The 12,476-nt window shown below is 54.0% G+C and carries 13 protein-coding genes and 1 other annotated feature; of the genes, 9 read left to right on the top strand and 4 right to left on the bottom strand.

What is annotated here, in order from left to right; genetic code table 11:
• Positions 1 to 6: 6 nt before the first annotated feature.
• The 3 genes from JQN59_RS17135 to priC form a co-directional block, all read right to left on the bottom strand.
• Positions 7 to 930: an Rpn family recombination-promoting nuclease/putative transposase gene (locus JQN59_RS17135; RefSeq protein WP_048214781.1), complete on the bottom strand. Its 924-nt coding sequence runs from the start codon at positions 928 to 930 to the stop codon at positions 7 to 9.
• A gap of 69 nt (positions 931 to 999) precedes the next feature.
• Positions 1,000 to 1,167 carry a pleiotropic regulatory protein RsmS gene (rsmS, locus tag JQN59_RS17130; protein WP_065772037.1) on the bottom strand — a complete coding sequence of 56 codons (168 nt, stop codon included), beginning with the start codon at positions 1,165 to 1,167 and terminating at the stop codon, positions 1,000 to 1,002.
• Between the two features lie 14 nt (positions 1,168 to 1,181).
• Positions 1,182 to 1,709, bottom strand: coding sequence for a primosomal replication protein N'' (priC, locus tag JQN59_RS17125; RefSeq protein WP_182315468.1), 528 nt, complete (start codon positions 1,707 to 1,709; stop codon positions 1,182 to 1,184).
• 69 nt (positions 1,710 to 1,778) lie between these two features.
• Here priC and JQN59_RS17120 point away from each other — a divergent pair, with 69 nt between their 5' ends.
• The 8 genes from JQN59_RS17120 (at position 1,779) to hemH (ending at position 10,018) form a co-directional block, all read left to right on the top strand.
• A complete protein-coding gene (locus JQN59_RS17120) occupies positions 1,779 to 2,156 on the top strand; it encodes a DUF454 family protein (RefSeq protein WP_008783969.1) in 378 nt (125 codons plus the stop codon).
• Between the two features lie 193 nt (positions 2,157 to 2,349).
• Complete coding sequence (gene apt, locus JQN59_RS17115) at positions 2,350 to 2,901, top strand: adenine phosphoribosyltransferase (protein WP_003021759.1); 552 nt, start codon at positions 2,350 to 2,352, stop codon at positions 2,899 to 2,901.
• 209 nt (positions 2,902 to 3,110) lie between these two features.
• Complete coding sequence (gene dnaX, locus JQN59_RS17110) at positions 3,111 to 5,039, top strand: DNA polymerase III subunit gamma/tau (RefSeq protein WP_149607771.1); 1,929 nt, start codon at positions 3,111 to 3,113, stop codon at positions 5,037 to 5,039.
• Positions 4,372 to 4,436 (top strand) — a sequence feature (DnaX frameshifting element). It overlaps the preceding gene by 65 nt.
• A 57-nt stretch (positions 5,040 to 5,096) precedes the next feature.
• A complete protein-coding gene (locus tag JQN59_RS17105; RefSeq protein WP_003021764.1) occupies positions 5,097 to 5,426 on the top strand; it encodes a YbaB/EbfC family nucleoid-associated protein in 330 nt (109 codons plus the stop codon).
• On the top strand, positions 5,426 to 6,031 hold the full coding sequence (recR, locus tag JQN59_RS17100) for a recombination mediator RecR (protein ID WP_003021767.1): 606 nt from the start codon (positions 5,426 to 5,428) through the stop codon (positions 6,029 to 6,031). Before JQN59_RS17105 ends, recR begins: the two co-directional genes overlap by 1 nt.
• A 110-nt stretch (positions 6,032 to 6,141) precedes the next feature.
• Positions 6,142 to 8,016 (top strand): molecular chaperone HtpG, encoded by a 1,875-nt coding sequence (htpG, locus tag JQN59_RS17095; RefSeq protein ID WP_032942554.1) that lies wholly within the window; start codon positions 6,142 to 6,144, stop codon positions 8,014 to 8,016.
• 231 nt (positions 8,017 to 8,247) lie between these two features.
• Positions 8,248 to 8,892: an adenylate kinase gene (adk, locus tag JQN59_RS17090; protein ID WP_003021773.1), complete on the top strand. Its 645-nt coding sequence runs from the start codon at positions 8,248 to 8,250 to the stop codon at positions 8,890 to 8,892.
• Positions 8,893 to 9,055: 163 nt separating this feature from the next.
• Positions 9,056 to 10,018, top strand: coding sequence for a ferrochelatase (hemH, locus tag JQN59_RS17085; RefSeq protein ID WP_003831052.1), 963 nt, complete (start codon positions 9,056 to 9,058; stop codon positions 10,016 to 10,018).
• Here hemH and aes read toward each other — a convergent pair.
• Positions 10,015 to 10,974, bottom strand: coding sequence for an acetyl esterase (gene aes, locus JQN59_RS17080; RefSeq protein ID WP_149607770.1), 960 nt, complete (start codon positions 10,972 to 10,974; stop codon positions 10,015 to 10,017). The genes hemH and aes overlap by 4 nt on opposite strands.
• 152 nt (positions 10,975 to 11,126) lie before the next feature.
• Here aes and gsk point away from each other — a divergent pair, with 152 nt between their 5' ends.
• Positions 11,127 to 12,431 carry an inosine/guanosine kinase gene (gene gsk, locus JQN59_RS17075; protein WP_003021781.1) on the top strand — a complete coding sequence of 435 codons (1,305 nt, stop codon included), beginning with the start codon at positions 11,127 to 11,129 and terminating at the stop codon, positions 12,429 to 12,431.
• The last annotated feature ends 45 nt before the right edge of the window (positions 12,432 to 12,476 follow it).

The raw sequence follows: 12,476 nt of genomic DNA, 5'->3' as shown, positions 1-12,476 counted from the left end.
TTGCATTTAGTGCGCCAGCGCGACCAGTTCTTCCTGCGTCAGGCCTGTAAGGTGCGTAATCAGCTCCAGTTCCAGGCCGCGGGCGAGCATTTTTTGTGCGATATTACGCGCTTCAACCTGCCGACCTTCTTCTAACCCTTTTTCCAGCCCTTGTTGTATGCCTTCCACTCTGCCTTTTTCTTCCAACCATTCGGCAATCGTCATCAGCTGTTCCTTGTACTGTGGCGCACTCTGCGCCAGATGGCGGACAAGTACGCCGGGTTCCGTGGTATTTCCTGCTTTAAGCATGTAATTAATCAAAACGTCGATTTGATATTCTGTCAGATGCTCTTGTGTTAAGAGTGTGACCAGTTGATCCAATAGCTCACTCAGATCCCGTCGACGAATATGTTTTTGCAGGAGTTCCAGCATCGCTACCCGTTGATGCTGCAAGATCTGATTATCTGGCATTACGGTCAGGTCTACCAGTGTAAATTCATTGCCGTAAAGCGCTTTCGCAAGCTTTGGTTCGCTAAACAGGTGATGCCAGTTAAGGGTATAAGGCCACGGACTTTCCATACCATGGTAAAACAGGATAGGAACGACCAGAGGTAATGTCTTATGCCCGGCGTTAAGATGGTGTTGCATGGCGGCAATTGCGTAGCGCATCAGGCGAAAGGCCATGAATTTATCGGGCTTACTCTGATGTTCAATCAGTGCGTAAACGTAGCTGGGTCCATGTGTTGTTTGCAGGGAATAGAGGATATCTGAATAGCTGGTATGTAAATCGTCCTCAATAAAGCTGCCTGATTCCAGCGTTAATGTATCCATATCGCATATATTGAGAAATGCTTCAGGCAAATGGATCTGCAAAAAATCTCGGGCAACCTCCTTTTGCGTCAGCATTTGCCGAAAGACCGCGTCGTGAGGTGTGGTGGGGAGTCGTTCCATGATCTGTCCGTTATCGTCGAGATGTTGCGACGACTCTGACACCGAAGCCAATGGCAGACCAGAGGGCAATTAATCAGTTTGCGAGGTGCCTTCCGCAGTTTTAAGTTTGTTTTCATAATCACGCATGACGATCTCCAGCGCGCGTAGCACCGTTCGTGCTGGTAGCTGATTTTCCTCAAGTAAAACAATCAAATCGACGGCCAGTTTGACCTCGTCCGGGGCGTTCTCTAATGACATAAATTCTCCGGGGATTAACGGGTTAAACGCGCCAGCACGTTTTCTATTCTTGCCAGAGCATGGCGACAGCGCGCCAGCCGCGCCTCGAATGCTTCTACTTCACGATGCAGTTTTTGCTGTTCTTCAAAGCCGGTAGCCTGAGCCAGACGCTCTTTGCGTTCACGCGTCATTTCAACCAGACGGCGTTCAAATTCCTGATGTTGGACCCGCTTGCGCTGCCAGCGCGCCAGACCTGGAGAAGCGCTGTCCCACTCTCGAAGGGACCAACTGGCGGTTTCACGTGAAATCGCCTCTAACTGTGAGGCAAGGTGTTCCGCAAGCCAGGTGATTTGTGGGAGTTGCTGCTGCTCAACGGCGCGGCGCAGGGCAGTAAGATTATCGTCAGCTTCTTCCAGGCAGGCCTGCAGCAACGTGCTGCGCGTGTGAAACAGATGCCTGTCAAAGCGGGCGCTAAGCGTTGTGTGGTGCGCCAGCGGGGCGCAATGTTGTCGCAAGCGGTTAAGCTGGTTTTCGAGCATCTGTAACAGCATGGCGGTTTTCACAACAACACTCCGATGAAAATGAGAACCGTTATGCTAAAGTAGCGATTCTCTGTGTTAAGTACTCATATTATGCAACGCATTATTCTAATCATCATTGGCTGGATAGCGGTAGTGCTAGGTACGCTGGGCGTTGTATTGCCTCTGTTGCCGACGACGCCGTTTATACTGCTGGCCGCCTGGTGTTTTGCCCGCTCATCGCCGCGTTTTCACGACTGGTTGCTTTACCGTTCGTGGTTCGGCGGGTATTTGCGCCACTGGCAAAAACACCGTGCGATGCCGCCGGGAGCAAAACCGCGCGCTATTTTGTTGATCCTGGTGACGTTTGGCATTTCACTGTGGCTGGTCAATATGATGTGGGTGCGCGGCCTGCTGCTGGTTATTCTCGCCTGTTTACTGATTTTTATGTGGCGGATCCCGGTGATTGATGAAAAACAACAAAAGCAGTAAAGCGCAATAATCGCTGTTGCAATTGTCTCTCACAGCCAGTAAATTCGACCGTTTTCGAGCACAGGCGCAGGTGGTCAAAGGTTAAGCAAGTGTAACCTTGGCTCTTATATAGACACAAAATCATTCAAGATACGTCGAGGATGAAGTGTTTAGTGCGCCGTGAAGTAATACTGTATTAATCAGGCACAAACTTATGACCGCGACAGCACAGCAGCTTGAGTTTCTCAAAAATAGCATCAAAAGCATCCACGACTACCCAAAACCGGGCATTCTCTTTCGTGATGTCACCAGTTTACTGGAAGACCCGAAAGCCTACGCCCTCAGCATTGAATTGCTGGTTGAACGCTACAAAAATGCGGGTATCACTAAAGTGGTTGGCACCGAAGCGCGTGGCTTCCTGTTTGGCGCGCCGGTAGCGTTGGGGCTGGGCGTCGGCTTTGTTCCGGTACGCAAACCCCGTAAGCTTCCGCGTGAAGTTATTGCTGAGACCTATGAGCTGGAGTACGGCACCGATCAGCTGGAAATCCACGTTGATGCCATCAAACCTGGCGATAAAGTGCTGGTTGTGGACGACCTGCTGGCAACTGGCGGCACGATTGAAGCGACCGTAAAGCTGATCCGCCGTCTGGGTGGTGAAGTTACCGATGCTGCTTTTATCATTAACCTGTTTGATCTGGGCGGCGAACAGCGTCTGGAAAAACAGGGGCTTACCTGTTATAGCCTGGTTCCATTCCCGGGCCACTAATTTAGGGCTATCTTTTTGCCATTTTGGCCCCGGTCAGTGCTCGAAATCCTCACGTACTGCGTGTACGCTCCGGTTTCTGTGCGCTGCCCGAAACCAAACTGACTGCAACGATAACGCCCGAATATAACGTGTCAACCTCGCCGTCGCTGCGAGGTTGTGTTAGCATTATCCCCCTGTGAATCCACCCTCCAGCCTTTCAGAGCCTGCCAATGAGTTATCAGGTCTTAGCCCGAAAATGGCGCCCACAAACCTTTGCTGACGTCGTCGGCCAGGAACATGTGCTGACGGCACTGGCGAACGGCTTGTCGCTAGGGCGTATTCATCATGCTTATTTGTTTTCCGGCACCCGTGGCGTCGGGAAAACCTCTATCGCCCGCTTGCTGGCGAAGGGATTAAACTGTGAAACCGGCATCACCGCCACGCCGTGTGGCGTGTGCGATAACTGCCGGGAAATCGAGCAGGGGCGTTTTGTCGATCTGATTGAAATCGACGCCGCCTCACGCACCAAAGTCGAAGACACCCGTGACCTGCTGGATAACGTCCAGTATGCGCCTGCGCGCGGTCGCTTTAAGGTCTACTTGATCGACGAAGTGCACATGCTGTCGCGCCACAGTTTTAATGCCTTGCTGAAAACGCTCGAAGAGCCGCCCGCGCACGTTAAGTTCCTGCTGGCGACTACCGATCCGCAGAAGCTGCCGGTGACTATCCTGTCGCGCTGTCTGCAATTCCATCTTAAAGCGTTGGATGTCGAACAGATTCGCCATCAGCTTGAGCATATCCTCAAAGAAGAGCATATCGCCCATGAACCGCGTGCACTGCAACTGCTGGCTCGCGCCGCGGACGGCAGCCTGCGTGATGCGCTGAGCCTGACCGATCAGGCGATCGCCAGCGGCGATGGTCAGGTCTCGACCGAGGCGGTAAGCACCATGCTCGGCACGATGGACGACGACCAGGCGCTCTCGCTCGTTGAAGCGGTTGTGGCTGCGGACGGCGAACGCGTTATGGCGCTGGTAAACGACGCCGCCGCGCGCGGTATCGAATGGGAAGCGCTGCTGGTTGAGATGTCGGCTTTGCTGCATCGTATTGCCATGGTTCAGCTTTCGCCTGCCGCGCTCGGCAGCGATATGGCCGCCATTGAACAGCGTATGCGTGAACTGGCGCGAATTGTTCCGCCAACCGATGTGCAGCTTTACTACCAAACTTTGTTAATCGGCCGCAAAGAACTGCCGTATGCGCCGGACAGGCGAATGGGCGTCGAAATGACGCTGCTGCGTGCGCTGGCTTTTCATCCGCGCATGCCGCTCCCGGAACCTGAAGTTCCACGACAGTCGTTTGCCCCGGTCGCACCCACTGCGGTGATGACCCCGACGCAGGTGCAGCAGCAGCCTGCGCCTGCACAACAGCAACAGAATGTGCCGCTCTCCGATGCCACCAGTCAGGTGTTGGCGGCGCGTAGCCAGTTGCAACGCGCTCAGGGAGCAACCAAAGCAAAAAAGAGTGAACCGGCAGCCGCTTCCCGCGCGCGGCCGGTGAATAATGCTGCGCTGGAAAGACTGGCTTCGGTGTCGGAACGTGTTCAGGCGCGTCCGGCGGTCTCTGCGCTGGAAAAAGCACCGGCGAAGAAAGAAGCGTATCGCTGGAAAGCGACCAATCCTGTTGCAGAGGTTAAAGAAGTCGTTGCCACGCCGAAAGCGCTGAAAAAAGCGCTTGAGCATGAAAAAACGCCGGAACTGGCGGCAAAGCTTGCGGCTGAAGCCATTGAACGCGACCCGTGGGCCGCCCAGGTGAGTCAGCTCTCGCTGCCTAAACTGGTGGAGCAGGTGGCGCTTAATGCCTGGAAAGAAGAGAATGGCAACGTAGTTTGCCTGCACCTGCGTTCCACGCAGCGACACCTAAATTCCAGCGGCGCGCAGCAAAAACTGGCTGAAGCACTGAGTTCCTTAACGGGGTCAACGGTTGAATTGACCATCGTTGAAGATGATAATCCAGCGGTGCGTACGCCGCTGGAGTGGCGTCAGGCCATTTATGAAGAGAAGCTCGCGCAGGCGCGTGAGTCGATTATTGCGGATAATAACATCCAGACACTGCGTCGTTTTTTCGATGCGGAGCTGGACGAAGAGAGTATTCGCCCCATTTGATCGTGAGCCTAATGGTTTGACGGTCGTCATCCCTTAACGTGATTGAGAGAGAAGCCTATGTTTGGTAAAGGCGGTCTGGGTAACCTGATGAAACAGGCCCAGCAGATGCAAGAAAAAATGCAGCAGATGCAGGAAGAAGTCGCCAAGCTGGAAGTGACCGGCGAATCTGGCGCGGGTCTGGTAAAAGTGACCATTAACGGCGCGCACAACTGCCGTCGCGTGGAGATCGATCCAAGCCTGCTGGAAGACGACAAAGAGATGCTGGAAGATCTGGTTGCTGCGGCATTCAACGATGCAGCACGTCGCATTGAAGAGACGCAGAAAGAGAAGATGGCCTCTGTTTCCTCCGGAATGCAGCTGCCGCCTGGCTTTAAGATGCCGTTCTGATGCAAACCAGCCCGCTGTTAACTCAGCTTATGGAAGCACTGCGCTGTCTGCCGGGCGTTGGCCCGAAGTCGGCGCAGCGCATGGCGTTCACGCTACTTCAGCGCGATCGCAGCGGCGGGATGCGTCTGGCACAGGCGTTAACGAAGGCAATGTCGGAAATCGGCCATTGTGCCGATTGCCGCACCTTCACAGAGCAAGACGTCTGCAACATTTGCTCGAACCCGCGTCGCCAGGAAAACGGTCAGATTTGTGTGGTGGAGAGTCCGGCGGACATCTACGCCATTGAGCAAACCGGGCAATTTTCCGGACGTTACTTCGTGCTGATGGGACACCTGTCGCCGCTGGACGGTATTGGCCCTGATGATATCGGGCTGGATCGTCTCGAACAGCGACTGGCGTCTGAGCAAATCAACGAACTGATCCTGGCGACCAATCCCACGGTCGAAGGAGAGGCGACCGCCAACTATATTGCTGAGCTTTGCATGCAATATGGCGTTGAAGCCAGCCGTATCGCCCATGGCGTTCCGGTAGGCGGCGAGCTGGAAATGGTCGATGGCACCACGCTGTCGCACTCTCTGGCAGGGCGACACAAGATTAAATTCTGAACAAACGGAGGCCGCGACGGCGGCTTCCGCTTGAAATCCTTCCCGCTTGTCCCCATTTCACCCTCAACGTGTTTTTACCATTGAAAATGGCATTGTTGAGGTAGATCTACATGAAAGGACAAGAAACTCGTGGTTTTCAGTCAGAAGTAAAACAACTTCTGCACCTGATGATCCATTCTCTGTATTCCAATAAAGAAATCTTCCTGCGTGAGCTTATCTCTAACGCCTCGGATGCGGCAGACAAGCTGCGTTTCCGCGCCCTGTCTAACCCGGACCTGTATGAAGGCGACGGTGAGCTGCGTGTACGTGTTTCCTTCGATAAAGATAAGCGTACGTTGACCATTGCCGATAACGGCGTGGGGATGAACCGTGATGACGTTATCGATCATCTGGGGACCATTGCGAAATCCGGTACTAAATCTTTCCTCGAGTCCATGGGATCCGATCAGGCGAAAGACAGCCAGTTGATCGGCCAGTTCGGGGTGGGTTTCTACTCTGCGTTCATCGTGGCGGACAAAGTCACCGTGCGTACCCGCGCTGCGGGCGATAAGCCGGAAAACGGCGTGTTCTGGGAATCTGCGGGTGAAGGTGAGTACACCGTTGCTGACATCACCAAAGACGATCGCGGCACCGAAATCACCCTGCATCTGCGTGAAGGCGAAGATGAGTTCCTTGATGACTGGCGCGTACGTTCCATCATCAGCAAATATTCCGACCATATCGCGCTGCCGGTAGAGATCGAAAAATCCGAAGAAAAAGACGGCGAGACCGTGGTTTCCTGGGAAAAGATCAACAAAGCGCAGGCGCTGTGGACCCGTAACAAGTCGGAAATCAAAGACGACGAATACAACGAGTTCTACAAGCACATCGCCCACGACTTCACTGACCCGCTGACCTGGAGCCACAACCGTGTGGAAGGTAAGCAGGAGTACACCAGCCTGCTGTACATCCCGTCCCAGGCTCCGTGGGATATGTGGAACCGCGATCACAAGCATGGTCTGAAACTGTACGTCCAGCGTGTGTTTATTATGGACGACGCCGAGCAGTTCATGCCGAACTACCTGCGCTTTGTGCGCGGTCTGATAGATTCCAACGATCTGCCGCTGAACGTTTCCCGTGAGATCCTGCAGGACAGCACCGTCACCCGTAACCTGCGCAGCGCGTTGACCAAACGCGTACTGCAGATGCTGGAAAAACTGGCGAAAGACGACGCGGAAAAATACCAGACCTTCTGGAAACAGTTCGGCCTGGTACTGAAAGAAGGCCCGGCGGAAGATCACGCCAACCAGGAAACGATCGCTAAGCTGATGCGCTTCGCGTCTACGCACACTGACTCCTCCGCACAGACCGTGTCGCTGGAAGACTACGTGTCGCGGATGAAAGAAGGGCAGGAGAAAATCTACTACATCACCGCAGACAGCTATGCGGCAGCGAAGAGCAGCCCGCACCTGGAACTGCTGCGTAAGAAAGGCATCGAAGTGCTGCTGCTTTCTGACCGCATCGATGAGTGGATGATGAACTACCTGACCGAGTTCGACGGTAAGGCATTCCAGTCTGTTGCCAAAGCTGACGAGTCCATCGACAAGCTGGCGGATGAAGTTGATGAATCGGCAAAAGAAGCGGAAAAAGCGCTGACGCCGTTCGTTGAGCGCGTGAAAACCCTGCTGGGCGACCGCGTGAAAGAAGTGCGTCTGACTCACCGTCTGACCGACACGCCAGCCATCGTCACCACCGATGCGGATGAAATGAGTACCCAGATGGCGAAACTGTTTGCCGCTGCGGGCCAGGCCGTACCGGAAGTGAAATATATCTTTGAACTGAACCCGGACCACGTGCTGGTAAAACGCACGGCGGATACCCAGGACGAAGCGCAGTTCAAAGAATGGGTCGAACTGCTGCTGGATCAGGCGCTGTTTGCTGAGCGCGGCACGCTGGAAGACCCGAACCAGTTCATCCGTCGTATGAACCAGTTGCTGGTGTCCTGATACCCGTAATGTAATGCCGGATGGCGTTAACGCTTATCCGGCCTACAGCATCTCGTAATAGTATGCCGGATACGGTGTTTCCACCGCCATCCGGCATTTTCTCGCCTTATTTTTAATTTTCCCACCGTTAACCGTTTCAGCGTCGGGCGTCTTTCTTGAGCCAATTGCGTGATGGTGGTATCGTTTAGCGCTTTTTAAAAAATATCGACAACCTTTAAGGGGATTTTCGTAATGCGTATCATTCTGCTTGGCGCTCCGGGCGCGGGTAAAGGAACTCAGGCTCAGTTCATCATGGAGAAGTATGGTATTCCGCAAATCTCCACCGGTGATATGCTGCGTGCCGCCGTGAAATCTGGCTCCGAGCTGGGCAAACAAGCGAAAGACATCATGGACGCCGGTAAGCTGGTGACTGATGAGCTGGTGATCGCGCTGGTAAAAGAGCGTATTGCTCAGGAAGACTGCCGTAATGGTTTCCTGCTGGATGGCTTCCCGCGTACTATTCCGCAGGCAGACGCCATGAAAGAAGCGGGCATCAACGTGGACTACGTTCTGGAGTTCGATGTTCCTGACGAACTGATCGTTGACCGTATCGTGGGTCGTCGCGTACACGCTGCTTCTGGCCGCGTTTACCACATCAAATTCAACCCGCCTAAGGTTGAAGGTAAAGACGACGTGACCGGCGAAGAGCTGACCACCCGTAAAGACGATCAGGAAGAAACTGTACGTAAGCGCCTGGTGGAATACCATCAGATGACCGCTCCGCTGATCGGCTACTACTCTAAAGAAGCGCAGGCGGGTAACACCAAATACGCGAAAGTTGATGGCACTCAGGCCGTTGCTGACGTGCGCGCAGCGCTGGAAAAAATCCTCGGCTAATTTTTTCGCGTAATAAATCTCTTATCAGGCCTGCCATTATCGCGTAGGCCTGATAAGCGTAGCACCATCAGGCAAATTCTCGTCTTACCTCTCACAGCAATTAGTTCTTCTTTATCGCTTTTCCGCTACAATTATCAACAATTTGAATCGATAAGAGGCGGTAATGCGTCAGACGAAAACCGGTATCCTGCTGGCAAACCTCGGCACTCCCGATGCCCCAACCCCCGAAGCCGTTAAGCGCTACCTGCGCCAGTTTTTAAGCGATCCACGCGTAGTTGATACGTCACCTGCACTGTGGTGGCCGCTTCTGCGCGGGGTGATTTTACCGTTGCGTGCGCCACGCGTAGCCAAGCTGTACCAGTCAATCTGGATGGAAGACGGTTCCCCGCTGATGGTTTATAGCAAGGCACAACAGCGTGCGCTGGCAGAACGCCTACCAAATACCCCTGTTGCGCTGGGAATGAGCTACGGTTCGCCGTCGCTTGAAAGCGCGGTCGATGAACTGTTGGCAAGCGGGGTTGAACACATGGTAGTGTTACCGCTGTACCCGCAATATTCCTGTTCGACGGTGGCGGCAGTCTGGGACGAGCTGGCGCGTATCTTAGCGCGTAAACGCGGTATTCCTGGCGTTTCATTTATTCGTGATTACGCCGATGACAGCAGCTACATCGATGCGCTGGCGAAGAGTGCCCGGGATTCATTTGCTCAACACGGTGAACCTGATTTGCTGCTGCTCTCCTATCACGGCATTCCGCAGCGTTACGCCGATGAAGGCGATGACTACCCGCAGCGCTGTCGCGATACCACCCGAGAGCTGGTTTCAGCGCTTGGCCTGCCGCCAGAAAAAGTAATGATGACCTTCCAGTCTCGCTTTGGTCGCGAACCGTGGCTGACGCCGTATACCGACGAAACGTTAAAAATGCTGGCGGAGAAAGGGACACAACATATCCAGGTTATGTGTCCGGGCTTCTCGGCAGATTGCCTCGAAACGCTGGAAGAGATAGCGGTACAAAACCGGGAGATTTTCCTCGAAGCTGGCGGTAAGCAATATGAGTATATTCCGGCGCTTAATGCCGCACCGGAACATATCGAAATGATGGTTAAACTGACCGACGCTTACCGTTAAAGCTGGGCTCTGAAGTAACGAGCGCCTTCCCGTAATGCATCGTCGGCGGTTTTCATCATTCGCGAATAGTGCAGGAAGGCGTGCAGCGTACCGGGGTACATTTTGTACTGGCAGGGCTGCTGATGCGCCTGCAACGTCTGGAATAGTAAGCGGCTATCGTCAATCAGCGGATCAAACTCAGCGCCAGCGATAAAACACGGTGGCACGTCACGCGTCAGATCGTTATTAAACAGGCAATAATACGGTGACTCGCGATCGTCAGCGCTACGCAGGTACGCGTTTTCGTACATCTGCAAGTCCTCGCGGGTTAACCCATCCCACGCTCCGCCCATCAGCCGTCGACTCAGTGAATCTTGCAGGCCGTAAAGCCCATACCACAACAGCACTCCAGCCACCTTGCCGCAGACAATGCGTTTATCCCGTAGCCACAGCGCGCTGGCAAGCGCCAGCATGGCTCCGGCGGAATCGCCCGCAAAACCGATATGATTCACATTAAGAGAATAGTCGCCAGCGTGCTGATGAAAATACTGGCAGACGGCGGCAATCTCTTCGATGGCTTGCGGGAAACGGGCTTCTGGCGCAAGCGAATAGTCGATACCAATTACCGTGCACTGCGTATAGCGCGCCAGCAGGCGCATAATACGGTCGTGGGTATCCAGATTACCGAGAATAAAACCGCCGCCGTGCAGATAATACAACGTTGCCAGGCTATGAGGCTGCGGTGAGTAAATACGTGTGGCCACGGGGCCGCATGCGGTAGAAATAACGCATTCGCGGGTATTCATCTCTGGGGCATCGGCATTCCACAGCTGCCGTTCATGAATGTAGTGTTGGCGCTGGGCCACGAAGTCATCTGCAGGGGGCCACGGCGGCAGATCGTCGCGATGAAAATTCACCACGCTTTTCATTTCATCCGAAATTCTGTCGAGTACGGGGATCTTGTTTTCCGGCTTCATAAAACGCTCCTTGTGAAGGTGAGTTATTGTAGAAATTAATCCCGTATAAACTGCGATCTCACCGTCTGATATTGAAACTTAGCGCCGCATCGCATGCGTGGCAGGGAATGTGCTACCATGCATCGCTCAGTTAACCACCCGTAAAATCGACCATGAAATTTCCCGGTAAACGCAAATCCAAACACTATTTTCCCGTCAGCGCGCGCGATCCGTTGCTGCAACAAATTCAGCCAGAAAATGAAACCAGCGCAGCCTGGGTGGTAGGTATCGACCAGACGCTGGTGGATATTGAAGCCAAAGTGGATGATGACTTTGTAAAACGTTATGGATTAAGCGCCGGGCATTCTCTGGTGATTGCCGATGATGTCGCAGAAGCGCTCTACCAGGAACTGGTGCGTGAAAATTTGATCACCCATCAGTTTGCGGGCGGTACTATCGGTAACACGATGCACAACTACTCTGTGCTGGCGGATGACCGCTCGGTGCTGCTGGGCGTGATGTGCAGCAATATCGAGATTGGCAGCTATGCTTACCGCTATTTATGCAATACCTCCAGCCGTACCGACCTGAATTACCTGCAAGGCGTTAACGGACCGATTGGCCGCTGCTTTACGCTGATTGGCGAGTCAGGTGAGCGTACCTTCGCAATCAGCCCTGGGCATATGAATAAGCTACGAGCGGATAGCATCCCTGAATCAGTGATTGCCGGAGCGTCCGCGCTGGTGCTGACGTCTTATCTGGTGCGCTGCGAACCGGGTGAGCCGATGCCGGAAGCGACCATGAAGGCGATTGAATACGCCAAAAAGCACAATGTGCCGGTGGTTCTGACCCTGGGCACCAAATTCGTCATTGCCGATAACCCGCAGTGGTGGCAGGCATTCCTGAAAGAGCATGTCTCTATTCTGGCGATGAATGAAGAAGAGGCTGAAGCGCTGACCGGCGAGAACGACCCGCTGCTGGCGTCTGATAAGGCGCTGGATTGGGTGGATCTGGTGCTGTGCACGGCGGGTCCGGCGGGTCTGTATATGGCGGGCTTTACGGAAGAAGAAGTTAAACGTAAAACCCAGCATCCGCTGCTCCCTGGTGCTATTGCCGAATTTAACCAGTACGAATTCAGCCGCGCCATGCGCCATAAAGACTGTACCAATCCGCTGCGCGTGTATTCGCACATCGCACCGTATATGGGCGGGCCTGAGAAGATCATGAACACCAACGGCGCAGGTGACGGCGCGCTGGCGGCATTGCTGCATGATATTACCGCCAACAGCTATCACCGCAGCAACGTGCCTAACTCCAGCAAGCACAAGTTCACCTGGCTGACCTATTCGTCGTTAGCCCAGGTGTGTAAGTATGCTAATCGCGTGAGTTATCAGGTGCTGAACCAGCATTCACCGCGCCTGACGCGCGGTTTACCGGAACGTGAAGACAGTCTCGAAGAGTCGTACTGGGACCGTTAAATCTTGCATAGGCCGGATAAGCGATAACGCTATCCGGCACGGACA

The organism is Citrobacter sp. B72 (genome assembly GCF_016894305.1).
Taxonomy (GTDB): Bacteria; Pseudomonadota; Gammaproteobacteria; order Enterobacterales; family Enterobacteriaceae; genus Citrobacter; species Citrobacter portucalensis.
Note: the sequence above shows the minus strand (reverse complement) of the source record. Positions and strands in the feature narration are given on the sequence as shown.